This window comes from Paenibacillus sp. FSL H7-0714, assembly GCF_038003765.1.
GTDB lineage: Bacteria > Bacillota > Bacilli > Paenibacillales > Paenibacillaceae > Paenibacillus_AQ.
This window is the reverse complement of record NZ_JBBOPT010000001.1, coordinates 5,050,915-5,076,973: the sequence shown is the minus strand read 5'-3', so window position 1 is coordinate 5,076,973 and position 26,059 is coordinate 5,050,915. Positions and strand designations below refer to the sequence as shown.

21 protein-coding genes and 1 riboswitch are annotated in these 26,059 nt (G+C 43.6%); of the genes, 16 read left to right on the top strand and 5 right to left on the bottom strand.

Going from position 1 to position 26,059, the window contains the following annotated elements; all coding sequences use genetic code 11:
- Nucleotides 1-97: 97 nt before the first annotated feature.
- Nucleotides 98-1,126, bottom strand: a complete 1,029-nt coding sequence (locus tag NST34_RS22740; protein WP_256716301.1) for an ABC transporter substrate-binding protein — start codon at nucleotides 1,124-1,126, stop codon at nucleotides 98-100.
- A gap of 103 nt (nucleotides 1,127-1,229) precedes the next feature.
- Nucleotides 1,230-2,816, bottom strand: coding sequence for an AraC family transcriptional regulator (locus NST34_RS22735; protein WP_341128813.1), 1,587 nt, complete (start codon nucleotides 2,814-2,816; stop codon nucleotides 1,230-1,232).
- 146 nt (nucleotides 2,817-2,962) lie between these two features.
- Here NST34_RS22735 and NST34_RS22730 point away from each other — a divergent pair, with 146 nt between their 5' ends.
- From NST34_RS22730 to NST34_RS22710, 5 genes are all read left to right on the top strand, one after another.
- Nucleotides 2,963-3,322 carry a (2Fe-2S) ferredoxin domain-containing protein gene (locus NST34_RS22730; RefSeq protein ID WP_042190321.1) on the top strand — a complete coding sequence of 120 codons (360 nt, stop codon included), beginning with the start codon at nucleotides 2,963-2,965 and terminating at the stop codon, nucleotides 3,320-3,322.
- 168 nt (nucleotides 3,323-3,490) lie between these two features.
- Nucleotides 3,491-3,640 carry a hypothetical protein gene (locus tag NST34_RS22725; protein ID WP_179085765.1) on the top strand — a complete coding sequence of 50 codons (150 nt, stop codon included), beginning with the start codon at nucleotides 3,491-3,493 and terminating at the stop codon, nucleotides 3,638-3,640.
- A gap of 169 nt (nucleotides 3,641-3,809) precedes the next feature.
- Nucleotides 3,810-4,964 carry an AI-2E family transporter gene (locus tag NST34_RS22720; RefSeq protein WP_042190319.1) on the top strand — a complete coding sequence of 385 codons (1,155 nt, stop codon included), beginning with the start codon at nucleotides 3,810-3,812 and terminating at the stop codon, nucleotides 4,962-4,964.
- A 19-nt stretch (nucleotides 4,965-4,983) separates the two neighbouring features.
- Nucleotides 4,984-6,456, top strand: coding sequence for a carboxylesterase/lipase family protein (locus tag NST34_RS22715; protein ID WP_341128812.1), 1,473 nt, complete (start codon nucleotides 4,984-4,986; stop codon nucleotides 6,454-6,456).
- A 23-nt stretch (nucleotides 6,457-6,479) separates the two neighbouring features.
- Nucleotides 6,480-6,884, top strand: coding sequence for a VOC family protein (locus NST34_RS22710; RefSeq protein ID WP_341128811.1), 405 nt, complete (start codon nucleotides 6,480-6,482; stop codon nucleotides 6,882-6,884).
- Between the two features lie 50 nt (nucleotides 6,885-6,934).
- Here NST34_RS22710 and NST34_RS22705 read toward each other — a convergent pair whose 3' ends face one another.
- Together NST34_RS22705 and NST34_RS22700 are read right to left on the bottom strand one after the other, a co-directional pair.
- Nucleotides 6,935-8,431: an N-acetylmuramoyl-L-alanine amidase family protein gene (locus NST34_RS22705; protein ID WP_341060308.1), complete on the bottom strand. Its 1,497-nt coding sequence runs from the start codon at nucleotides 8,429-8,431 to the stop codon at nucleotides 6,935-6,937.
- A gap of 207 nt (nucleotides 8,432-8,638) precedes the next feature.
- Entirely contained in the window at nucleotides 8,639-9,829 is a 1,191-nt protein-coding gene (locus NST34_RS22700) for a PstS family phosphate ABC transporter substrate-binding protein (RefSeq protein ID WP_341128810.1), read from the bottom strand.
- A 207-nt stretch (nucleotides 9,830-10,036) separates the two neighbouring features.
- A riboswitch (FMN riboswitch) is annotated at nucleotides 10,037-10,185 on the top strand.
- 126 nt (nucleotides 10,186-10,311) lie between these two features.
- Here NST34_RS22700 and NST34_RS22695 point away from each other — a divergent pair.
- The 7 genes from NST34_RS22695 to NST34_RS22665 all read left to right on the top strand — a co-directional run bounded on the left by NST34_RS22695 (nucleotide 10,312) and on the right by NST34_RS22665 (nucleotide 19,881).
- On the top strand, nucleotides 10,312-11,271 hold the full coding sequence (locus tag NST34_RS22695) for a DMT family transporter (RefSeq protein ID WP_076284531.1): 960 nt from the start codon (nucleotides 10,312-10,314) through the stop codon (nucleotides 11,269-11,271).
- A gap of 303 nt (nucleotides 11,272-11,574) precedes the next feature.
- A complete protein-coding gene (locus NST34_RS22690; protein WP_076284532.1) occupies nucleotides 11,575-13,326 on the top strand; it encodes a sensor histidine kinase in 1,752 nt (583 codons plus the stop codon).
- A gap of 11 nt (nucleotides 13,327-13,337) precedes the next feature.
- The gene (locus NST34_RS22685) at nucleotides 13,338-14,978 is read left to right on the top strand and encodes a response regulator transcription factor (protein WP_149647061.1); all 1,641 of its coding nucleotides are present in this window, start codon (nucleotides 13,338-13,340) and stop codon (nucleotides 14,976-14,978) included.
- 109 nt (nucleotides 14,979-15,087) lie between these two features.
- Nucleotides 15,088-16,791, top strand: coding sequence for a sugar ABC transporter (locus tag NST34_RS22680; protein ID WP_341060055.1), 1,704 nt, complete (start codon nucleotides 15,088-15,090; stop codon nucleotides 16,789-16,791).
- Between the two features lie 247 nt (nucleotides 16,792-17,038).
- Nucleotides 17,039-17,929, top strand: coding sequence for an ABC transporter permease (locus NST34_RS22675; RefSeq protein WP_042129685.1), 891 nt, complete (start codon nucleotides 17,039-17,041; stop codon nucleotides 17,927-17,929).
- A gap of 24 nt (nucleotides 17,930-17,953) precedes the next feature.
- Nucleotides 17,954-18,832, top strand: a complete 879-nt coding sequence (locus NST34_RS22670) for a carbohydrate ABC transporter permease (protein ID WP_042190304.1) — start codon at nucleotides 17,954-17,956, stop codon at nucleotides 18,830-18,832.
- 2 nt (nucleotides 18,833-18,834) lie between these two features.
- Nucleotides 18,835-19,881 (top strand): glycoside hydrolase family 53 protein, encoded by a 1,047-nt coding sequence (locus NST34_RS22665; protein ID WP_341128809.1) that lies wholly within the window; start codon nucleotides 18,835-18,837, stop codon nucleotides 19,879-19,881.
- A gap of 59 nt (nucleotides 19,882-19,940) precedes the next feature.
- Here the strand turns inward: NST34_RS22665 and NST34_RS22660 are convergent, their stop codons facing one another.
- Nucleotides 19,941-20,975 carry a glycoside hydrolase family 53 protein gene (locus tag NST34_RS22660; protein WP_341128808.1) on the bottom strand — a complete coding sequence of 345 codons (1,035 nt, stop codon included), beginning with the start codon at nucleotides 20,973-20,975 and terminating at the stop codon, nucleotides 19,941-19,943.
- Between the two features lie 263 nt (nucleotides 20,976-21,238).
- Here NST34_RS22660 and NST34_RS22655 point away from each other — a divergent pair, with 263 nt between their 5' ends.
- From NST34_RS22655 to lysA, 4 genes are all read left to right on the top strand, one after another.
- Nucleotides 21,239-21,901 (top strand): stage V sporulation protein AA, encoded by a 663-nt coding sequence (locus NST34_RS22655; RefSeq protein WP_339266226.1) that lies wholly within the window; start codon nucleotides 21,239-21,241, stop codon nucleotides 21,899-21,901.
- Nucleotides 21,898-22,323 (top strand): stage V sporulation protein AB, encoded by a 426-nt coding sequence (locus NST34_RS22650; protein WP_076284537.1) that lies wholly within the window; start codon nucleotides 21,898-21,900, stop codon nucleotides 22,321-22,323. Before NST34_RS22655 ends, NST34_RS22650 begins: the two co-directional genes overlap by 4 nt.
- A 632-nt stretch (nucleotides 22,324-22,955) precedes the next feature.
- Entirely contained in the window at nucleotides 22,956-24,569 is a 1,614-nt protein-coding gene (locus NST34_RS22645) for a spore germination protein (protein ID WP_076284655.1), read from the top strand.
- 127 nt (nucleotides 24,570-24,696) lie between these two features.
- Entirely contained in the window at nucleotides 24,697-26,031 is a 1,335-nt protein-coding gene (lysA, locus tag NST34_RS22640; protein ID WP_076284538.1) for a diaminopimelate decarboxylase, read from the top strand.
- Nucleotides 26,032-26,059 lie beyond the last annotated feature (28 nt).

The window sequence follows — 26,059 nt, the reverse complement described above, 5'->3', positions numbered from 1 at the left end:
TTAGATGCTTATAAGTTATCTTAGTAGGAATTTTGTACAACAATAAAGGGATGTCCGCTTAGCCGCTATGGCTTCGGACATCCCTTTTCCTCATGCATTATTTATTATTTATTAGCCAATCGGCCAGCTCTTCGGTCTGGGTTAATACCGCGATAGGGTCATAATACCAGGAACGTTCTTCTTTCCAAACATAGAGGTGTCCATTTTTGACTGCAGGAAGGTTGCCCCAAAATGAATCAGCCTTGTAATCAGCTTCTGTAAGGTTATTTGAGGTTAAGATAATATAATCTCCGGCATACTTAGTTAACGCTTCTTTAGATATTTCCGCCCATTGCTTCTCCATAATCTCCGCTGCTACTTCTGTAGGCGGCTTGCGACCAAGCGCTTGATAGATGGGCTGTCCGCCTCGGCCAAAGTTATCGCCATAGACCCAGATAGATTTTCCACCGTCTTCCATGATGGAGAAGGTTGCATCCGCCGGGAGGACCTTGTCCACTTTTGCTTTAGCTTCGGCTATCCGTTTGTCATAATCTGCAAGCCAATTCTTTGCTTCTTGTTCCTTTCCAAGGAGTTCTCCGAAATAGGTTAATTCTGCATGAGCATCTTTTAAATCCCCGTAAGGCACAATGATGGTAGGAGCAATTTTGCTAAGCGTTTCATAGCTTTCTGCTTGTCCCGAAATAATCAAGTCAGGATTTAGTGCGATGATTTTTTCAGGTGACATTTTACCGTACGCTCCTGTGTCTGTAACACCGGTAAGAGCCTCCTTATAATACATATTCTCTAAGGTCAAGCCTGGAGCTCCGATAGGAATGGTATCAAGAGCTATTAGACTTCCCAAGTATTCCTCAGCGACAATTCGTTTAGGATGAACAGGGATTTCAACATCACCTTTTACGGTATTTACTGTCTTGACAGCAGGGGTTTCAGCACTTTCTGCTTCTTGACTAGTTTCGGTTGGTGCTTGTGTTGCTGCTGTTGTATTACTGGTGTTACTGGTACCACCTGTATTCTCCACCGTAGTATTGGAATTTCCACAAGCTGATAGGACTAGAATTAACGTCAGCATGAAGGGAAATAGAAGCCAATGATTCTGTTTCGAAGTATTCTTTTGTAGATTATGCAATTTGTTGTTCCTCCTATGGTAATTGATTATCATTCTCAATAAGAACTTTACAATCTTCTCTGGTTATTTACTATGGACGAATATGATCTTCGTTTGTGCATATTTATGATGTCATCACACGCAGCAATTCTTTAAGCTGTGCTTGAGAAGACAGCGGATCAAATCCATAGAACATGTCACCCTGGTTCAGGATGTATACCCGATTGTTACGGACTGCATCTAACTGCTTCCAATCACGAGAACGCAGAAGGCGAGAGAGGCGTTTTCTTCCCTCAGAAGATGATGGGATGCTAGTGATAATAATATAGTCTGCAGGATAGGTTCCGATTTCCTCAATAGAAGACACTAGATACCCTGAATCCATTATTCCGTTCTCCATAATGATAGATGGTGGCTTGAATCCAAGATCTCCGTACAAAATCTGACACCCCCTACCGTAACTGCTACTGAAACAATAAGCTGCTCGGGAACTAAGCTCCCAAACGATAGCTGTCCCTCTTTCCGATCCTATCGAATGGTTCAGTTTCTTATTGGCAGCATGGCAGAGCCCATCGTAATGACCTAACCATTCTTCTGCTCGCTGTCGCCGGTTGACTACATCAGCGATCAAACCAAATTGCTCTCGCCAGCTCATTTGCATAAAGGGTAATTCAATGACCGGAGCAACTGGAGTCAGAATCTTATTCTCAGGAATATTGTAGCTGATAATGATATCTGGTTCTGCTAAAGCTATCGAATCAAATAGAAGGGAAGAGTTACCTTCGTTCATCGTAAGTTGTTTGGAGGCTGGCACTTGCTCTAAGCTCCGATGCCAATCCGAATAAACACCGAGTTGAGGCATAATTTCCAGTACCCGTAGGATAGCTGTGTGATTGTAGTTTAAAGCAACAATTTTTTTGTTCTTATTCTGATAGGCTGTAGGTGAAAGACCCACAAGCTGCTTGAATTTACGGCTCAGATAAGTTCCTTCTTCATAACCAACCTCATGCGCCAGCGTTGTTAGATTTGGGGAACTGGTGAGGATTCGCTGCTGTGCTCTGCGGATTCTTAACAGTGTAATATAAGCGCTGAAAGTTTGACCCATAATTTTACGAAAGGTACGTGAGAAGTGTTCAGGGCTTACCCCAGCTAACGTAGCCATCTGCTCCCGAGTAATATCTTCGTTGTAATGAGCTTCTATGTATTCAAACACATTTTCAATCCAGCTTCCTGACGTCTCCTTTTTAGCAGCCAGTTCATGATGAAGATCCACGATGAATTGAGTGAATAATTGCTGGACCTTAAACGGTTTCCGATCATCGGGTTCTATCCAAGCACTGTAAAGCTCACCAGATAGTGCGATCAATTGTGTGGAGGCGTGGTGTAAGGCTGGGCTGCCATTTAGAAAATTTTGCTCTTGCCTATGGTTGGGCATACTGGTGTACTCTATCCACATCCCCTGTAACTGTTGCTCAGTCTTTAGCTTCAATTTTGAAGTTGCAGCAAAGGTCATGATGATTCCGGATTCGAGGCTATGAAGTTCGCCATCTATCTCAAGCTGACCTTTACCTTCCCAGACAAACATAATACAGGAATTCGTAGCTGGGATGTTATCGGTTGCGTAGTGGGAAAGACTTGTTAGGCTACTAATCTTAACAGGCATATAAAAAGGATGGGAATGATGTGGCATCCCGCCGGATTGGATGGGCATGGTAGAAATCGCTCCCCTTTTCAATGATAATCATTCTCAGTTATAGTATACCAGTCTTTCTTTCTATTGACTATAATGGCTCTTATGATAGTGTTTAGAATAATCCGCTAACGGAATATTTTAGGCATGAAAGGAATGGGGATTTCATGACAACTTGGAATTTACAAGGAACCGTAAGTCACTTGTTGATATGTAATGGTAGCAGCTGCAAGAAACATAAAGGTGAAGAGGTAGCTGAAGCGATAGAAGATGAGATTGAAAAGCAAGGTGCACAGAGTCTTATACATACGACGGTAACCCGTTGTAATGGTAGATGTTCAGATTCCTGCGTCGTGATCGCATACCCTGAAGGTGTGTGGTACAAGGAGATCACACCTAAATCAGCGAAATCGCTAGTACGGAAGCATTTACAGGGCGAGAGACTTGAAGATCATCTGCTGTATACATATGATGGTCAGCTGATGGCTGCAAATGACAAGGGAGCTAAAGGGAAGAAGAAAAAATAGCTGTTAACTGATCGAAGCTTCGCAGCTAAGTGAAATCAAAGTAGAAATGATTGAAGTACCGTCAATGCGCTGGCGGTATTTTTTTGTCTTTTCAGGAAAGCAACTTCGTTTCTTTTTGTTTAGTAGAGGATTATGATTGAATGAAAGGAAGATCTAGGGGGAATAGACATGTTTAAGAGGTTTACAATGGATGATCATGCAGAAACGGCGCAGTTGTTTGCGGAATCTTTTTGTGTATTACATGAAGAAACTTTTCATACATATATGATGCTTGCGACTGAAGAATACAGTACTACGATTGCAGAATTCATGGCGTAGCAGATGCCAAAAAACCGGATTCTAACAAAGTATATCAATCCATTGGTTTTGTGGAGGCGGGCAGAATTGCAGATATCAAATTTGACTTGCGCCCCTAACGTTGACTATGCTATTAAAAAGTGAATAAAATAACACTTCATATAAGGTGGCGCATGGGGGAGAGGGTTCGATGGAGAGGCTGCAGGTGTGGCCGGGGAAGTTTAAGAAGTTTTTTCTGAACAATAAATTTGTGGTAACCTTACTTATTTTATTGTTAACTGGGGTAACTATCCTGGTGTTCTCAAAGATACCGTTTATTTTTACGCCTATCTCTGTATTGCTGCATACGGTGGCTGCACCATTGTTACTATCCGGTATCGCTTATTACTTGTTGAATCCGTTAGTAGACCTAATGGGAAAAAGATTCAGGATGAAACGTGTGTATGCAATCATCATTCTTTATCTGTTAATTGCGGGTATTATTACATTGATTCTGGTGATGGTGATTCCGATTCTTCGAACGCAATTATCTGGTTTGATTGACGATTTTCCAAGGTATAGTGACTTGATCCAGGAACGATTTATGAATCTGACGGGAAGCGAATTCTTTGGTCAAGTTCAAGATAGTATAGGAACCAACCTAAGTGAAATCACCAGTAAAATTACGGCTTGGGGCACTTCTTTTCTGAATAATGCGCTAACAGGTGTAGGAAGCTTCGTCGGAGCCGTTACGGAGATTGTGCTGGCGGTGGTGACGACACCGTTTATTCTATTCTACTTGCTTCGTGATGGAAAAAGATTGCCAGATTACATTTTGAAATTTGTACCTACCGCGCTGCAGCCGCAGACTCGGATGGTAATGTCGGAGATGAACGCCCAGGTATCTTCCTATATTAGAGGGCAAATTATAGTAAGCTGCTGCATTGGTGCGCTGCTCTATATTGGCTACTTGATTATTGGTCTGGAGTATTCACTTGTCCTTGCCATTGCTGCTGCATGTACAGCAGTTGTTCCCTATTTGGGTCCGGCAATTGCTATTACACCAGCCTTAATTGTGGCCATGGTCACTTCGCCATTTATGCTGCTGAAGATGATCATCGTTTGGACGGCTGTACAGCTGATTGAAGGAAAGTTTATCTCTCCGCAGATTATGGGCAAGACACTGAAGATTCATCCGATCACGATCATTTTTGTGATTATTTTTGCCGGCAAAATGTTTGGCGTTCTTGGCATTATCCTTGCAGTTCCTGGTTACGCGGTGCTCAAGGTTGTATTTACACATATTTTTCAATGGTTCCGGTTCCAGTCCGGATTGTATAAGCAGATTGAAGAGAATAAGGAATAATGTGGAAGGGTGAAATGTAATGGTAGGACCGATAGCAGTAACCTCTTACGGTAAGCTTCAAGGACGAGAGGAGGATGGCGTGAACGTTTGGCGTGGAATCCCTTTTGCCGCTCCACCAGTTGGAGAGCTTCGATTTCGTGCGCCGCAGCCACCAGAAGCTTGGAGCGGAATTAGAGATGCTTCTGAATTTGGTCCAGTTAGCCATCAGCCAGCGGATACGAGAGGTACGCGTTTCGGTGGCTTAACACCTCGTCATTCTGAAGATTGTTTATATTTAAATGTATGGTCACCTGCATCCCCAGGCGAGGCATTTCCTGTAATGTTCTGGATCCACGGGGGTACATTTGTGACTGGTGCTGGAAGTCAGCCACAGTTTGATGGCACTAGTTTCGCGAAGAACGGTAATGTAATCTTGGTGACGATTAATTATCGACTGGGACCGTTTGGTTTTATGCATCTGTCTTCGCTTGGTGATGGATTTGCGTCTAATCAAGGCTTGCTGGATCAAATTGCCGCGCTGGAATGGGTAAAGCTTAATATTGCCGCCTTTGGAGGCGACCCTCAGCGAGTTACGGTATTTGGAGAATCAGCTGGCAGCATGAGTATCGCTGCCCTTCTGGCTATGCCTGCTGCAAAGGGATTATTTGCTGGAGCGATCATGCAAAGTGGGGCTGCTCAAACCTTGCCAAATCAGCAAGGAAAAGATATTGCTGTAGCATTACTTACTGAACTAGGCATTTCTCCCGATGGAGATACTAGCCTACTTAATACGTTCTCAGCGGAACAAATTATAGAAGCAGCCACAAGAATGACCATTAAATTAACGGGTGGTTCAATAGGCATGTTGTTTCAGCCTGTCATTGATGGGGATACACTTCCTGTAGATCCTGCACAGGCTGTGGCAGAAGGATCGGCCCAGGGGATTCCTTTGTTGATTGGAACCAATCGAGATGAGGGGAATTTATTTTTCAGGGGAGAAACACCAGGTGCAGACTTTGATGAATCGCTCAAGGCGCTGGAGCAGATGATGGGAACTGGAAGTCTGGCGGAGGTTGCCAGCCACTATTCTTCTACATGGGAGGGACAGGCGGAGATTCTAACGGATCTATATTTCTGGGGAACCTCTATATCCTTAGCTGAGAATCAATTGGCCTATGCGCCTGTGTGGATGTATCGTTTTGATGGGACGGTCCCTGGCCATCCATTGTTAAACAAAGCTGTACATGGTGCGGAAATTGTCTATGCTTTTAACAATCTGTCTCATGTAACTCGCTTGGGTGCGGAAATTACACCCGCAATGCAAAAATTGGCTGAAAGTATGCATGCGGCATGGATTGCCTTTGCTCATCGAGGAGACCCAGCGACATCTGAGCTATCATGGCCTGAGTATAATCTGGAAGGACGTCCTACACTGATCTTTGATGAAGAGATGCGAGTAACTCAAGATCCGGATTCAGAGAAACGCAAGAGAATTGTCTCTATTCTGGTTTGAGAAGTCTGAGGGGATGAGCGGAGATGAAGGTCCAAGGGTTTAATCATGTAACGGTTAATGTAAGTGATTTATCACGCTCATTGAATTTTTATACTGGTATTTTGGGTCTTCAGCTAATACACAAAGGGAATACAGATGCTTATCTGGAATGGGGAAGCGCATGGATTTGCCTCATTGAAAAGCCAGAATACACTGAATTAATGGGCAGTGTAATTGGGATAGACCACATTGCCTTTAGTATAGCGGAAGAACATTTCGAGGAGGCTTTACAGGTACTCCGTACCCACGAAGTACGAATCATTAGAGAACCTGTTAAAAGGGGAGTAGGCTGGACCGTCAACTTTCTCGATCCAGATGGGATTCAGTTAGAGCTACACACTTCTAATCTAAGAGAACGAATGAGTATTTGGAATAACAAACAAGAATAAAATAGAAAGGGGAGCTTCTTAGCTAATTGGCTAAGAAGCTCCCCTTTTTTCTATCGACCTAAATATTCCTTAATCCCTAGAACTACTGCTTCGGCTATCCTATTCTGAACATCTACCGTGAAGAGTAATGCTTCGTCCTTGGTATTACTTAAGTAACCACATTCTAATAAAATGGCTGGCATTTTAGTTTCTCTTGTTACATGATAATTTGCTTGACGAACGCCTCGATCCTGAAGACCTGTAGCAACAGTAAGATATTTATGAACGGTTTGCGCGAATAATAAACTATCTTTACGTGTGTAATAGGTCTCTGTACCACTAGGATTGCTCTTACTGCCCACTGGGATACTATTGGCATGAACAGAGATAAACAAATCTGCTTTCACCTTATTGGCGAGGTTGGATCTGTCCTGCAGGGTCGGGTATGTATCATCACTTCGAGTGAGCACAACCTCAATATTTGGCTCTTTCTTTAGTAATTCTGCAATTTTTAGTGCTGTTGGCAAGGTGAAATCCTTCTCTTTGCGGTTACTTCCAGTGCCAGGATCTTTCCCACCATGTCCTGCATCAATAACGATTATCTTCTTGTCTGTGTTGCCAGTAGAAGGTGGAGGCGTTGTGACCGGTACTTCAGGTACAGTGGTTGCAGGAGGCGTTGTGCTTGTCCCATTTAGATCCACTATAATAAGTCCATCGTTAGCATTCGTTACACTGTAGTTATTCGCGCTGTTCAGATCAATCACAATCCGGATCGTAGAGGGAGAACTACTGAATAATGAATAACGAATGGTTGAGACGTTAGGATATTCGGTAATCGTTAACTGCCCACTTTGGTTTTTTCCGACAGAAAGGTTCTGATGAAAGCTGTCGCCAAAGCTGGTATTCGGTAAATCTACGACAATTCGGTCTTTATCTGTCATTGTGAATACATTTGGTGTTACACTGCCGTTCATCGCGATGATGAGCTTGTTATCGATGAAGCTAAGATTTGTGACTGCTGCCGTCGAGGTGTTTCCATCAGTTGTTGTGTTACCATTCGCTCCATTATCAGAGGGTGCGGTTACAGATGTGTCTGGAACTGTAATTTCTGGTTCGCTTCCGCCAATCTCTGGTACTGGAGAAGTTAAGTATACCGTTTTGGTCACATTATCCCAACCGACAGTAGTTCCTGTCTGTTCACCAACAAATCTTAAAGGAACGAGGGTCGTGTTGCCACTGAGAAAAGGAGGGTTGTCCAGTTTTACCTGTTTCCCCGAAGCCTCTGCCATCGCATTATTCACGATAAGCTTTAATGTCGTTCCCTTTTGCTCAATGGTTGCAGTCTTGGTCACATTATCCCATTTCACGGTATAACCAAGCTGCTCCGTAACGAGGCGAAGTGGAACCATCACGCTTCCATTTACAATTTGAACTTGTGCTTCTTTTGAAATCTTTAGATCATTGCCGTCTAGATTGATGTGTGTCTCTGCAGAGCCGGCATAACCAGTTCCTGGATGAACCAGCACCAACAAAAGCAGCAGTAACGCCAAAAAACCAAACTTCTTCATCTGCAATCCCTACCATCCCCGTTTCTTGGTTTCTAGCAATTCTTACTTTTTCTTCCTATGATGCAGTTTCGGCTTATATAAATCTTAAACGACAATAGTTTCCAAAAGTTGCGCTCTTTTAGAGTGAAAAAGGAAAAATTTCGGTATAAAAAGCGAAAAGAGAGCTTTCCCAAACATTTGGGTTAGCTCTCTTTCCCAAACAACATTTTATTGCAAAGAAGTATAACCCGTTTTTTCTACCAATTCCTGACCTTGAGCAGATTGCATCCAATCTAGAAAGGGCTGAATATTGGGGTTGTCACTTCCAGCAGTCACAGCATAAAATTCTGTAGCCAAAGGGTACTGTCCACTGCGAATACTCTCTTTGTCGGGCTTAACACCATCGATGGCGAGTAGTGCAATTTCCCCACTTTGATTCATTTCTGAGGCGTAAAATAAGAAGCTGTACCCAAGTGCATTTTTATAATTGCGATAACTGGAGGTTTGTTTAATAATTCCGCTCATAATATCCGCCACGTCTTCCTTAGGAGGTATCATGAGTGTAGTGTCTCCCATAAACTTTTGCAGCATCGTCTGGCTCCCACTATCCTCTGGGCGTTGAAAAGCGCGAATACGGTTATTAGCTCCGCCTACATCTTTCCAATTGGTGATCTTGCCTGCGTAGATATCTTTAAGCTGGGCGGTGGAAAGTCCAGTTACTTCGTTTCGTTTATTCACAAAAAATACGAAAGCCTCGCGGCCGATGGGTGTGAGCTTCAGCTCGACGCCTTTTCGCTTCGCATGTTTCTGTTGGGCAAGAGAAGGAGCAGCGACAAAGATAATATCAGTTTCACCTTCGATTAGTCTTTTGTAAGCTTCCGGTGTGCTACTGCAAATCACTTGACTTGTTTGAAAATCATATGGATTATAACTGGCCGCAGGATAAGCAGATTGCACGAAAGCTGAATACAGTGGGTATAGTGCGGTTGCGCCATCCAATTTTGGTAAGTTGTTATCGATATGATATGAAGAAGGTTTATCCAAATTCACTGCTTTGGTATTCTCAGCAAAAGGTTCGTATTGTACCAAATTAACTTCCCGATCATCGACCGTGGCAATGCTGTTGATATATGCTTGTTTGATCTCATATCCTGCGGTTACGAGCACACTAAGTCCGAGGATGGATAGCAATATAATATTGCTTGTTTTTCGGGACAACACATTAAAAATAAGGAGTACAACATAAATAGCTATCACAACAGATAAACTCGCCACAAGTGGAGTATAAAACATTAGTCCCCCGTAAAGCGCGGTAATTATCGAACCTATGAATCCTAAAAAAGCTATGACTCCGACAGCAAAAAAGGAGAACAATAACTTCGTCCAGAATGACTCCTTCATCCAAAATGATTCTTTCATAACAGCCTCCTTAGAAAAATTCCTAAACTATGGAAAAATAAACATAATTTCATTATACAGATTTTTTTGGATGAGACAGTAGAACAATAACTAAAAAATATGTAAGAAAAGCTGTGATACATGAAAATTTTATGTATATTTTCATAAAGTACTGGACGAATGGCAAGAAGAGGTTTATTCTGAGATTGTGAAAAAAACAACGGAATACAAGATTCTCGGGGTAGGGTGAAATTCCCAACCGGCGGTAATGTTCAAAGCGAACTGAGCCCGCGACTCACTTGTTCTGCTTGCAGAGAAGTGACTGATCTGGTGTGAATCCAGAGCCGACGGTAAAGTCCGGATGGGAGAGGATCATAAGATAAAGGCGCTAGGAGTCTATCCTGTACGTCTTTATTGATAATGCCCCCGAGTCGACCTTTTATGGTGATTCGGGGGTTTTTGGTCTCTTATCGAGGGTTTGTATCGACAAGGAGAATGGAATTATGAGTAATGTAACAGCTTCATCATCAGCTAATAAGGTAAGCAGCACGTCGCCGTTACGCAGTGGGTTTTGGCTCGTTGTGTTCGGTGCAGCACTATGGGGCGTTGATCCGCTCTTTCGTATTATCCTCTTAAAATCTTTGACCTCATCGCAAATTGTTCTTTTGGAGCATGTGGTGCTTTTCTTGGCTGCTTCCCCTGTTCTTTGGCGTCACCGGGCGGAGCTAAAAGGTATTGGATTTCGCCAGATTGGAGCTTTGCTAATTGTTTCCTGGGGAGGTTCTGCCGGGGCGACAATTCTATTTACGATGGCACTCTCCAGTGGGGATTTAAATGCTGTGCTGTTGCTGCAAAAGCTTCAGCCAATATTCGCTATCGGTCTTGCAGCCTTAATTCTTAAAGAACGTCTGCCTAAAAATTTCGGAATCCTCATTTTTGTGGCACTGGTAGGAACCTATCTGCTGACCTTTGGCTGGAGTATTCCATTCGGACATGTGAACAACTTTATCGGTGTTAGCAGTCTGATGGCCTTAGGAGCGGCCGCATTGTGGGGTGGCTCAACAGTAATGGGACGTTATCTGCTTGGGTCTATGAAATATGAGACCGTGACTTCCCTAAGATTTATATTGGCGCTGCCGTTGCTTTTCGTTATCACCACATTAGAAGGTGCTCCTTGGCAGATTAATGGTGGATTTGGTGCATCTGCTGCCATAGCCATTAATTTGTTGCTGCAGGCTCTGCTGCCAGGACTACTCAGTATGCTGATGTATTACAAAGGACTAAGCACTACCAAAGCTTCCTTTGCTACATTGGCTGAACTAAGCTTTCCTATGACGGGAGTAATTATTAACTGGATCGTATTCCAGCAGCTCGTCACCCTACCGCAAATTATAGGGTTCGCGTTGATCTGGACCGCTTTATTTTTCATATCGAGTCAACAATCTAAAGCACAAACGCTCTGAACAGACACTGATTGTATAGATTGAACTAAATAAAGTATAAAGGGATGACTGGAATGCCTAGCGGCTTTCGGATCATCCCTTTTTGTATGTCTCTACAATACATTAGACTGCAAAAACTGCAGAAATGTTTCGTACGTAGCATATAGCGCAATAATTTAAGCCTTTACAATAGAGAAGACGATAACAGTGCTTGAACAAGCTATCACCTGTCTACCTCATTTTGCAGGCAGAAATTATCTATGCGTTAATGAAGATTATTTGTACAATAGAGGCTATGACATTTGAGTCGGAGTGTGAAGGAAAGTGTATAGATATAATTTATTTACCAAAATCGTAAGTATCATGGTCATCATGCTGATTCCTATTACGATCCTCTATTTCTATTCCAATAAGACGACCACGGATGTGCTACGTACGGAGTTAAATACTTCGAACAGCAATCAGCTCAGTTTTTTTCAGAATCAAGTAGAGAGCAATATGGAGCTGTTGTCCTCCTGGCCGATCCTGCTCATTCATGATCCTGATATTTTGAGCTTGAAGGATACTTATTTGAAGGGAACACATTTGAACCTGGATGCGATTAACCTGATTAAGCGGATTCAGACCAAAATCAGTATTCAGGAAAGCTCCTCCAACTGGAAGAGTAAGTTGTACCTCTATTCACCGTCCATCCACCGAATGGTGTCAGAGAATGATGCTATACCGTATTCGGATGAGGATTTGAAGCGGGAAGTTAAGTCAGGCTGGCATGTAGAAAAGATCGTTGAGCAAGATGGCGACCATTTTGTGTTCTCTTGGTTTTCTTTTACCCCCTTCATGTCAGAGTTCACTCCTGAAAAGGTCAATACGATTATGAAAGTGGAGTTTGACAGCCGAAACATTGAAGATATGCTGGATAAATTCAAAAGTGATGGCAGGAGAGATCCTTTTTATTATAAACAGGGTACTGGACTTATCTTTAACCGTAGTGCTGACAAGCTGCTAGCTAATGAATTGGTAAAAAGGCTGGAGCAAGAGCAGCTGAAGCAAAGTGAAAATCGTACAGTGAACATTAATGGTGAGTCCTACAGTGTAAACATAGTCTATTCGGATAAAATGGGCTGGTATTTGATCGACTATATGCCGCTGTCAGAAATACTGCATCCGATCCAAACCTCCAACCGCTTATTTTATTTTGCTATTGGTGCATTGTTATTAATGAGCTGTCTCGTAGCCTATCTACTGTATGTTCAGGTGCAGGTGCCCGTTCGATTATTGGTTGGAGGCTTCCAGAGGTTGAAGCAAGGAGACTACTCTGCGCGGGTGGAGATCAAAGGTAAGAATGAGTTCAGCTTCCTGTCCGGAAGGTTTAATAGCATGGTGGAACAGATTCAGAAGCTGATTGAGAATGTGTTAATGGAAAAGATCCATGTCCGAGAAGCTAGATTAAAGCAGCTTCAATCCCAGATCAATCCGCATTTCTTCTATAATTGCTTCTCATTTATTACGAGTATGGCGAAGCTCGATAATATGGGTGCTGTCGTCGGTATGTCGCATAATTTATCCCGGTATTACAGATATACGACCCGCCAAGAACGCGATCTTGTTGCTTTATCTGAAGAAACGGAATTTGTGACTCACTATCTGGAGATCCAAAAAATGAGGATGAGCAGACTTCAATATGAAGTTCTTATCCCGCCGCAAATGCGGAAAAGAGATCTTCCTCCGTTGGTTCTTCAGCCTTTGGTCGAGAATGCGGTTATCCATGGGATTGAGCCTGTCTCTAAAGAGGGGCTGGTGCGAATTACGGGCACATGCAACGGAAGAGTTATGACATTAACGGTTGAGGATGACGGAAAAGGCATGACCCCGGAGGAAATTATCGTATTGGAAAATAAGCTAGGCAAAGCGATGGATGAAGAAATGGGCTGCGGGCTTTGGAATGTGCATCAGAGAATGCGGCTGCGTTTTGGTGAGGATGCAGGATTGACAATCGCACCATCATCACTCGGAGGATTGCAGGTTAAACTTCAGTGGTTGTTACCGCTAACTGACAATAATATGGATGACATCTAGGAGGGAATATGATGATAGAGATATTGTTAGTCGATGATGAGCCTTATGTAACAGAAAGTCTGGCCCGCACGATTCCGTGGGACGAGATTGGCGTAAAACAAGTACATCAGGCGGCATCGGGTGCCGAGGCTCTGGAAATATTGGAACAGCAGGACATAGATATCATGGTTACTGATATTTCGATGCCTGGAATGTCCGGTTTGCAATTAATTGAAACGGTGAGCGAGAGATGGCCGGATATCCGGTCGATTCTGCTGACAGGTTATTCTGATTTTCAGTACGCTAAGAAGGCGATTCAGCTACAGGCTTTTGATTATATTTTGAAGCCAGTAAGTGATGAGGAATTTATCAATAGTATCTCCGGAGCGATTGAGTCTCTAAAAGATGAATGGGAGGCACATGATAAATATCATTTGCTACTCTATAATCGCAAAGCCGATTACAGTGTCTTACGGGCTAACTTGATGCATGAATTACTGCTTGGTAGAGTGCTGTCTGAGCGGACACTTGCATTAAAGCTTAAAGAATATGAAATCTCTTTCGAATCAGATGTTGAAGCGGCGATGTTATTGATTCAGCTGGGTAAGCATTATGCGGCAATGGATCATCATTCTGTCTCCTTAATGGAATATGCCATCGGCAATATTGCCGAGGAGCTCTTTAAGGAGCAGTTCCATGTCTGGTTTTGCAAAGCACCCCATGATTGTTTAATTTTGCTTGTGGAACTGAAGCCAGTCATCCAGCGAGAGTTAGAGAAGTCGAATAATTACGATGCTGCGAGACAACAAATCCTTAAGTCAGCGATCGCTAACTTCAGAATTAGTGTGAGTAACTACCTGAAGGGTGAGATATCGCTTATCGTAACGGAGTGGTTTGCTTTTCCCGAAGGGATGACGGCTGCCTATCGAAGTGGCTTAAGTTCAATGTATTTGACAACACATAATGAAACAGGCTCGGTACTTTATCTGGGGGATCGTCATCTTCAGGAGATGATGAGCATCAAATCACTCGAAAGCCTTTATCGTCCGCCAACGCTCATTCATTTGCTGGAATCTAAACAATGGGATACAGCCCGCCAGAAGATAGCTGATGTGTTCCGAGATATGGAGAATGCACGCTTTTCAAGTGAGCATCTGTATGAAGTCTTTCTGTCCATTACTAATGCATTCATGTACATTGCCCACAAAGGGGGGCAGTTCATCTCACAAATCGACCAATATGCGTTCGATCCGATGTTGACTCAGAGCATCATTGTTTCTTTTGACAAACTGAAGGACTGGGCGTTCGATATGCTAAACAAGCTTCAGAAGGAACTCTCAGAAAGTGATCAGAACACGAAAAGTTATATTATTAAGCAGGTACATGAGCTGGTAGGGAACCATTCTGGGCATGATCTGTCGGTCAAGACGATAGCGGATCATGTGTATCTGCACCCCGTATACTTATCTAAAATATATAAGGCAGAGACAGGAGAAGGGCTCGGAGACTATATTATCCGCATGCGGATGGAACGTGCACTTTATTTACTTAAGAATACGAATAAAAAAATCTATGAAATCACTACCGAACTCGGATATCAGAATCCGCAATATTTCAGCAAAATGTTCAAAAAGCATTACAATATGACACCAAATGAATTTCGTGACGGATAGAGAGGTTGAGAAAGGTGCAGAAACCTTGTTTAAATGACGTATTCGACATCATCTTCGTTCCCTATAATTAAGTCATAACCAACACTTAAGGAATCTAAGGGGGAACAAAATGAGCGCGATGAAGAGAAAAAAATGGCTGCCGCTCCTGTGTATGAGTATGCTTTTGGTAGGTAGTCTCGCAGGTTGTTCGGGCAATAATGCCGCTGATGGAAAGAATACAGCCGGTGATACGACTACCAATACAACATCTAATTCTGAAAACGCCTACAAGGATAAATATGATCCTGAGGTAACCATTACAACGGTATGGGGTGTTGACCCTGAGCTTAAATTCAAGAATGGGGAAAGCATTGAGAATAACGTTGCTACGAAGTGGACAAAAGAAAAGTTCGGCATCAATATTAAATCACTTTGGTCCATCACAGATACGAATGGTGCTTTTGGAACCAAGCTACGCCTGTCGATGTCATCTGGTCAGGAAATGCCTGATGTTGTAACGATCGGTACAGGTGATAGCACGATTGCTCAGGATTTGATCGATTCCGGTATGTATGCTGAAGTGGGGACCCTGTTCGATAAATACGCCTCAGCTACTTGGAAAGAAGCCATGGCGCAGGATCCTAACGTATGGAACCAATACAGCCGCGATGGCAAAAAAATGGGTCTTCCTGTACTTGATTACGCGTACAACCATGATTACATTCTCTGGATCCGCCAAGATTGGCTGGACAAGCTAAATATGCAAGCACCTAAAACGATTGATGAGCTGGAAAAGGTTATGGATGCATTCAAGAATCAGAACCCTGATGGCTTGGCACCAGATAAAGTAACTCCGCTCAGTATCGGCTTTAAGACATCGATGAACACTTGGATGGGCGATCCTTCCTGGATCTTCGGTGCTTATGGAACGCTTCCACAGCAGTGGAATCTTGATGCTGATGGTAAATTGGAATACGGTTCTGTAAATGCAGGTATGAAGCAAGGGTTGGAAAAAATGAAGGAATGGCTCGCAAAGGGTTATATTCCTCAAGAAGCAGCACTTTGGGATGAGAACAAAACAGCTGAGCCGGCAGTGGCGGGTACAGCAGGTATTCTCCCAGGACCTTACTGGATGAGCGGTTGGCCGCTTCAGGATACTGTGAAGAATGCTCCGAATGCTGTATGGGCTCCAATTGAAATTCCAGCGGGACCAGATGGTAAAGTTATGCGTCATGGTACACAGTTCACCAACGGTGTAACTCTGATTAGCACTAAAATGAAAAATCCAGAAGCATTCTTCACCTATCAAAACTATCTGTTCGATAACTTCGCTGATCCTAAGCCTGGTAGCGAGCTAGATAACGGTCTCTTCGCAGGATATGACTATGAACTAGATGCAAACGGTAAGATGATTGATAATGAAAAAATTGCTGGTGGTTATGTGAACAGCGTTCGTTATATGCTGGTTCGTGACGGTGCCCGGATTCCGGATGCCCAAATGAAAGCCCTTCTTAACCTTGCAGATGGTGCTGAACCAACCACTCGTTTGGAGAAGGATGTAGCTGTTAACTACGGTAAAGATACCCCTGCAGCAGCGAAAGTTCTATTGGCACAAGAGGATAAATCCTTCAAAAATATGTTCACCGGTCCTACTACTGAAACTATGAAATCGAAGATGGATTATCTGAACAAAATCGAGAACCAAACGTTTAATGAGATCATCTATGGCAACAAGCCACTAGAAGCTTTCGATACCTTCGTAGCGACCTGGAAATCAGGCGGTGGCGACCAAATCACTAAAGAAGTAAATGAATGGTATGACAGCGTAAAATAATGCTCTGTTAAGAGTATGAGTAGCACAATTCGGGACTGTTTCCTCAGCTGTTTATTTAGCTGTGGGAACGGTCTCTTTTTGCGTTAGCGGTTATCCGAATTTGTATAAATTTGCTTCTGTTTCTATACGGTAAAGAGATTGGTTTTGTACCATATATATTGGTTTTGCTCGCTATTTGGGGAATCCTGTCGTTGCTATAATTTGAGTATGGTTACAGAAGAACTTGACACGATATGGGGGACCAAGAATGAGAACACTTAAAAAAACATGGCCATTTCACTTAATGTTGCTGCCGGCGATGATATTCCTGATCATCTTCAGCTTTATCCCGATGGGCGGAATTGTGATGGCGTTTCAGGATTATAAGCCATGGCTAAAAATTTCGGGATCAGCGTGGGTTGGATTAGATAATTTCCGCTATCTATTTGAACGTAATGACAGCATGCAGGTCATTTGGAACACATTGATTATTGCCGTTCTGAAGATGATCTTCAATCTGGCTGTGCCGTTTGTGTTCGCCATTCTATTGAATGAGATTCGCAAGGTTTATATACAGCGTACAATTCAGACATTGGTTTATTTACCTCACTTCTTGTCTTGGGTCATCCTTGGCGGGATCTTGCTAGATTTGCTTGCTACAGATGGCTTCGTCAATCAGATCCTCGGCAGTATGGGAATTAAACCCATATTTTTCTTAGGTGATAATAACTGGTTCAGGTTCACGGTCATTCTCACAGATGTATGGAAGGAATTTGGTTATAACACGATCGTCTTCCTGGCTGCTCTAGCAGGAATTAACCCTTCATTATATGAAGCTGCTGAAATAGATGGTGCAACCCGCTGGAAACAGACACGTTTTATCACAATGCCTTCTCTACTGCCAATGGTTGTTGTGGTAGGTACTCTGGCTCTCGGAAATGTATTGAATGCAGGGTTTGACCAGATCTTTAACCTCTACAATCCGCTGGTCTATCAGAAAGGCGATATTATCGACACCTTCGTATACCGGACAGCTATTCTGAATGGTGAGATGGGCTTTGGTACAGCAATCGGACTGTTCAAGTCAGCCATTAGTATGGTCTTAATCCTTGTATCGTACAGTCTGGCTAAAAAATGGGCAGGATATCGCATTTTCTAAACTACCAACGGAAGAGGGAGACCTATGTATTACAAAACTAGAGGTTATCGTATTTTCAACATATTCAATACTTGTTTTCTGATCATACTCGCACTCATGTGTATTGTTCCTCTGATTCACGTATTAGCTGTATCTTTCAGTGCCAAGTCTGCGGCTGACGCCAATCTGGTGGGCTTGTGGCCAAAGCAGTTCTCTCTGGAAGCTTATAAAAAGACAATGAATAATCCGATATTCCTACACTCCATATGGGTATCTGTGCAAAGAACTGTACTCGGAACCGGACTTACGCTTCTGATTACTTTTCTGGCGGCTTATCCGCTATCTAAGGAAAACTCAGCCTTCAAAGGCCGGAATGTTTATTCCTGGTTGTTCGTGTTCAGCATGGTGTTTAATGGTGGTCTGATTCCATTCTATATTGTTATTCAAAAGATTGGCTTAATGGATTCCTTCTGGGTACTCGTTCTGCCAGGCGCGGTGAATACATTCTTGGTAATTCTGATGCTGAACTTCTTCCGCGGTATTCCTAAAGATTTGGAGGAAGCTTCGCTAATTGACGGTGCAGGACATTTCCGTACCTTGTTCAGCATTTACTTACCGATTTCATTACCATCGATTGCGACGATTGCACTGTTTAGTATGGTGTTCCACTGGAACTCCTGGTTCGATGGACTGTTGTACTTGAACAATTCCAAGCAGTTTCCGCTGGCGACCTTTCTGCAGACCGTTATCATTCAACGGGATATGAGCTCCATGAGCATTAATCCGAAGGAGATGGAATTAATCTCGCAGACAACGGTTAGAGCTGCGCAAATCTTTATCGGGGCTGCTCCTATTCTAATCGTATATCCATTCTTGCAGAAGTATTTTGTTAAAGGAATGACACTTGGTTCTGTAAAGGAGTAGGGATGATGATAACGACATTTATTAATGGAATGGACATCTCGTTTTTGGATGAAATAGAGCAGGGTGGAGGCAAATTCCATAGTCGCTCTGTTCGGACTGCTGAGGAAGGTGAGGATTTACTCCACATCCTTAAGGACAATGGAGTAAATGCCATACGGCTGCGGATTTGGAATGACCCTCCAGGCGTCTTTTGCAATTTGGAACGGACGCTGGTTATGGCAAAGCGGATCAAAGAAGCAGGGCTGGATTTTCTACTGGATTTTCATTATTCAGATAAATGGGCGGATCCAGCTAACCAATGGAAGCCAAAAGCTTGGGAGGCACTTGACTTCAGTGGTTTGACATCCGCCGTGTATGATTATACACGCGAGACCCTTGAAGCTTTACAGTCCCAAGGCACACTGCCCGATATGGTGCAGATTGGTAATGAAATTACGCCAGGCATGTTATGGGGAGAAGGCAAGGTTGATGGAGATTGTGATACTCCGGAGCAGTGGGAGCAGTTCACTACGCTAGTTAAAGCAGGTATAGCGGGCGCGAAATCCGTCGATTCTGACTTGTCTATCATGATCCACATTGACCGGGGTGCTGATCATCCGGTGAGCCGTAACTTTTTTGATCGTTTCTTAGAACATGGTGTAAATTATGATGTTATCGGATTATCATTCTACTCTTGGTGGCATGGTACTTTGGACGACTTGCAGCTTAACCTGAACGAATTAGCGCTGCGTTATAACAAGGATATCATTGTGGTGGAAACAGCCTATCCATGGACACTGAATGCACCTGAAGGATTTCCAGTAATTGTGAATGAGGAAGCCCAGCTCCATGATGGTTATCCAGCCACAGAAGAGGGTCAAGCTAAGTATATGAAGGATTTCATAAACGTAATTGAGAATACACCTAACGGAAAAGGAATCGGTTTTTATTACTGGGAGCCTGCTTGGATTCCTTCGCAAAAGGAATGGTCTGTTGGGCATGAGAATGGGTGGTCCAATTTAGCTCTGTTTGATTTTGAAGGTAAGAAACTGGATTCGCTCCATTTCTAAAGATTATTAAGATAGAAAAGAAGACAGCCAATGGTTAAGCACCGTGGCTGTCTTCTTTTTTAATTCAAAAAGGCATCTAAAGCCACCGTAGGCTTACCAGAAGAATCAAAGGCACCTTTTGTGTAAGCGTACCATGTACCATAACTCTCCGGCTCCCAATAGAACACGCCAAGCCCTTTACCGCCACTTACCGATTTTGTTTTGCTAATGATGTCGGTAAGAAAAGCTTTCGCCGTTGTTGGAGCACTAACGTCCATGCCGACCTCTGAAATGATCACCTCTTTACCATACCGGGCAACCATATCATTCATATTCGTTAATATCTGAGCATTCAGTGTAGACCAGTTGCTTGTAGTGGGATATAGTGACATGCCGATCACATCATAGTTGGCACCGTTAGACTTCAGACCGTCAAACATCCAGCGGAATAAGGAATTGTCGTAGCCGTTAGAGAGGTGGACGATGACTTTTGAACTACTACTGACCGCTTTTACTGCACTATATCCTGAATTGATCAACGCGGCAAAATTACTCATACTTACAGAAGCTTTTCCATCCTCCCAAAGCATTCCATTATTTGTCTCGTTCCCTACCTGTACCCATTCCGGCGTAACACCGCTAGCTTTGAGTGTATTCATAACATCATACGTGTGGTCATATACCGCTGTCTTTAGAGCTGTAAAGTTCTTGCTGGTCCAGGCAGCAGGTTTCTTCTGATTGCCGGGATCTGCCCATGTATCACTGTAATGAAAGTCAATCATGATTCGGAAACCCATGTTCTTGGCCCGAACGGCCTGTTTCACAACATCGGCTTTGTTAGAGAAATTAATGGAAGGGTTAACCCAGACCCGTAGTCTAATGGAGTTCATTCCGTGATCTTTGAGAATTTGCAGTAGGTCTTGTTTCACACCGTTATCATTGTAAAAAGACCAATTATAGTACTCCATCTCCGATAGCCAGCCTACATCAGCCCCTTTTGCAAAAGTCGTAGCAGCTTCCGCTGGTTTGTTATTCCCAAAGTTGAAACACATACTAAACACGAGAGACAGGCAAACGAACAATTTGAACGTTGTTTTTGAGTTCTGTTTGTTCATGATCATAACCTCCAGATTAGGATTTTAACAACAGGCGCCCTTAGTTTAGCGATGTTTGTATCCGTTTACATAAAACTCCTCCCTTTCTCTTTTATAACAAGATTGTAAGGTGGGGTAAGCATTCCCGATACCAATAAAAATTCAACATTTCAGCATCTTTGGAAATTGATTCAGAGCTTCAAGAGTAAAAATAAGGCTTTACTCCCATACTACCGTTATCTTGCACCGGAGCTACTTGACCACAACCTTTAGGAGGAATGCGGATGAAACAACATTCTGCTCCCGCCATCTATATACAGCTTAAGAACCGGGTGACGGTGCCCAAAGGTAAAGGTGTCACATTGGGTGATATTGCATTTTTGATCGCGGAGCCAGAGCTGAAAGAGTCGTTGGAATCGATTCTGCTAATGAAGCCAGAGCAAAGTGACGGTAATCTAATTTTGATTGACCTTCTGATGGTTATTCCCCGCATTTATGAGCTTTTGCCGGAAGCGGATATTGAGCCGATCGGTGAAGGGAGAACGATTGTGCAGATTGAAGGTCCAGTGGAGAGGCGGAAGCCTTCAGTAGCGATGTTTGTCTTAGTGTGGCTGCTGCTGTTCTTCGGATCTGCGCTGACAATCATGAATTTTCATGCGGATGTAAACATGCAGGAGGTTCAAATCCGAATTGTGGAGATGATAACCGGTCATCGGGATGAACATCCGGTTGTATTTCAGATTGCGTATTCTGTAGGAATCGGCTTTGGGATGGTCATTTTTTTCAACCATTTATTTAAGAAAAAGTGGAATGAAGAGCCTACACCGCTAGAAGTGGAAATGTACCTGTATCAGAAAAATATCGACCAATACGTCATCAATGAGGAGTATAGCAAAATGAGGCGCCGTGGAGAAAATCAACCAGAGAACGTGGAGGACGGAAGATGACGGCACCTATAACACTAGGGTTGAATTTGCTGCTGGGTATTGCAGGGGGGATCGCTGTAGGTGGTGGTGTGATCGCTTTATTTGTGGTTCTCGACATGGTGCCCCGTCTGGCTCAATTAACTTCTTCTTACGATAAAGTACATTGGTACGAGGGTGCGATGGTAGTTGGATCATTGCTAGGAACCGTAAGTGATTTTTGGAATTGGAAAATATCCTCAGGTCCTTTAGTTGAACTTGGTATAGGACTTTTTGACGGGATTTTTGTCGGGATGCTCGCTGCAGCATTGACCGAGGTATTAAATGTGCTGCCGATACTCGCTAAACGCTTGAACATGACACATTATTTGTTCGGGCTGTTAATGGCGATGGTAAGCGGGAAGGTCGCGGGTTCTTTGTTCGACTGGTTTGTATACCGACAGTAAACGGAGGTTATGGAATGAGCAAATTTATTCACAGCGGTGATTCTCTGCCAGAAGAGGATCATCAGGAAGAAAACGCTGCGGCTGCCGCAGCAATGAAGAATACCGCAGAGGATCTAGTTGATGATCATACCGAGGTTAACGGAGCTTCTATGACCAGTGAAGACGCAGATCCGGCGGAAAATACTACAGCAGCTGATCCGAGTCAAGAACAGCAGGATGCAGAAGCATCTGCGGAGCTAGGGGCAGAAGAGCAGAGCACTGAAGCATCAGAACAGCTGGATTCCGGGCAGCAGGATGCAGAAGCATCAGATGAGCTAGGGGTAGAAGAGCAGAGCACTGAAGCATCAGAACAGCTGGATTCCGGGCAGCAGGATGCAGAGGCATCTGCGGAGATAGGGGCAGAAGAGCAAAGCACTGAAGCATCAGAACAGCCGGATTCCGGGCAGCAGGATGCAGAGGCGTCAGATGAGCTCGGGAATCAGGAGCAGAATGAGCCTAGTAAAGGATTTTTTGCCAGGTTATTCGGCTTAGATTCAGACTCTGAATCCGAAGATGAGGCGCAAGATCAGAATACCCAACAAACAGGCGGATCAGAGTCCGCAACAGAGTCCGGGGAAGAATCTCAAGCCAAAGTGACGCCAAAGTCCAAACTATCTAAAAAGCAAGCGCAACAAGAGTCACAAGACAGCAATAAAAAGGGAAGCAGCAAGCTACAGAAGAAACGAGATCGCGAGCACTCCAACTCATTAAAAGAATCCGTCATTTACTGGCAAGGTAATGATGAAATCCCAATGTCCTTGCAAGATACGAAACAAACACTTACTGAGGTAATGGGACTGGGCACAAGCTTTGATGTAACGTTCAGACAGATGTCCTTTGGCGGACATAAGACAGCTCTACTCTGTTTAAGTGGTTTTACCAACACAGATGTGACCGATGATATTCTAAAACGTTTGACCTATCTCACCTCTGAGAATCTGTCTACGGGTGTGCTGTCTAGCTTTATGAATGAATATGTCCCTCACATCCAGGTGGAAGAGGGGAATTCTTTAAGTGAAAGTATCGAGAAGGTACTTGAAGGCTTGAGCGTGCTATTCGTCGAAGGTGAGAACAAAGTTATCATCATGGATACTCGTTCTTACCCTAGTCGCAGTCCAGCCGAGCCTTCGATTGATCGGGTGGTGCGCGGTGCGCGCGACGGTTTTACAGAGACTTTACTGAGCAATATCTCGCTTGTCAGAAGACGGGTTCGAGATCCAGGGCTGAAATATGAGCTATTTCGGGTTGGACGACGGACACAAACAGATGTATGCGTGGCTTACATTGATGATATCGTTGATAAAACACAGGTTATGTCTGTTATCGACAAAATCAAAAGCATTGATATTGATGGTATTCCTCTGGCAGATAAACAATTAGAGGAGGCGATTATCGGCGGTGGATGGAATCCATATCCTATGGTGCGTTATTCTGAACGCCCCGACGTCGTAGCTTCCAATTTATTGGAGGGACGGGTAATACTGTTTGTAGATACCTCACCAATTGTTATTGTTCTTCCGACTACTTTTTTTGATCTTTGTCAGCATGCAGAGGAGAATCGTCAGACTCCTTTTATGGGAACGTACTTGCGGTGGGTCCGTTTCATCGGTATATTTGCGTCCATGTTCCTGCTGCCGCTATGGATGTTGCTTGTCATTCATCCTGAACTAAAGCCGGCTATGCTGGATTTCATTGGACCTCAAAAGACCGCCAGAATTCCAATACTCGCCCAGTTTCTAATTGTGGAGCTTGGGGTTGATTTACTGCGGATGGCTGCAGTACACACACCAACGCCTTTAGGTTCAGCGATGGGTCTGATTGCAGCTATATTGATTGGCGATATAGCGGTTCAGAGTGGTTTGTTTGTAAACGAGGTAGTTCTGTATATGGCTGTAGCCTCCATTGGTATGTTTGCAACCCCGAGTTATGAGCTGGGTCTTGCGAATCGAATCGTCAGGCTTGCGTTGCTAGTTGCCGTAGCGGCATTCCAGGTGCCAGGATTTATGATTGGCACGACGCTACTGACTATTTTCCTTACTACCCATCGCTCCTATAACTCGTCTTATATGTGGCCGTTTATACCTTTTAATGCAAAGGCAATGAGTGAAATTCTAGTGCGTAAGCCAGTCTTAAGCTCGAAGACAAGGCCGTCTTTCAACAAAACTAGAGACAATACAAGGGTGCCGCCTACTCAAAAGAATGATTAACAATCGTAGTAAAATACAAAACTACTGCAAATTAGTCCATTCAATGGAGTTCCCACTGTCTGTTATACTGAATACACTAAAGACAGGGTGGAACCTTGATATTCCACAGAAATTGGAGGACTAAAGAATGTTTCTACACGGTACTAGCCGAATTAACGATGCTGGGCATTTGGAGATCGGCGGATGTGATGTAACTGAATTGAAGGCGGAATATGGAACCCCGCTATATATATTGGACGAGCAATTGGTGAGACAACGTTGCCGGGAATATATGGATGCTTTTAAATCCTCTGGACTTGGGTTCCAAGTAGCTTATGCAAGTAAGGCGTTCTCAGTAATGGCTATGGTTCGTTTGGCTGATGAAGAAGGCTTATCGCTTGATGTTGTATCTGATGGCGAACTTTATACTGCTTTGCAAGCTGGCTTTCCTGCAGAACGCATTCATTTTCATGGCAACAATAAGACGTCTGAAGAGATCGAAATGGCGATTGATGCCGGGATCGGCTGTTTTGTAGTCGATAATCTGGTAGAGCTTAATCTTTTGCAGTCGATTGCATCACGTAAAGAAGTTAAGGTTAACATCTTGTTACGTGTGACACCAGGTGTCGAAGCTCATACGCATGAGTATATAACAACAGGCCAGACCGATTCCAAATTTGGATTTGATATCGGTAATGGATCAGCTTATGAAGCAGTTAAAGCGGCAGTCAGCAAAAAGAATTTAGTGCTGCTTGGCGTACATTCCCATATTGGTTCTCAAATTTTTGAAACGGATGGATTCCAGCTTGCTGTTGAACGTGTAGCGAGTTTTGCTCGTAGTGTTAAAGAAGGTTTGGAAGTGGACTTCCGTGTAGTAAACCTAGGTGGAGGTTTCGGTATTCGTTATGTTGAGGGGGATACCCCATTACATGTTTCTGAATATGTAACTGCAATTACGGATGCCGTGAAGACTCATTTTGCTGGAATCTATAATGCTTTGCCTGAAATTTGGGTGGAGCCGGGCCGTAGTATTGTTGGAGATGCAGGTACTACACTTTATACAGTAGGTACGAACAAGGATATCCCAGGCGTGCGTAAGTACGTTGCCGTTGACGGTGGGATGACTGATAATCCACGTCCTGCATTGTACCAATCTAAATATGAGGCATTACTTGCTAATCGTGCGAATGAAGAGGCTACAGAAACTGTATCCATCGCTGGTAAATGCTGCGAGAGCGGAGATATGCTGATCTGGGATGTAGAGCTGCCTGAGGCTGAAAGCGGCGATCTGTTGGCTGTAGCCTGCACAGGCGCTTACAATTACTCCATGGCGAGCAACTACAACCGGCTTCGTCGTCCGGCTTTAGTGTTCGTTCAGAACGGACACAGCGATCTTGTAGTGCGTCGCGAAAGCTATAATGATCTTATTGCCAACGATATTGTTCCTGAGCGTATCGCTAAACAAGCTGCTGTTGCTAAGTAACAGCCGTTAATGTTAGGTAGGGAAAACT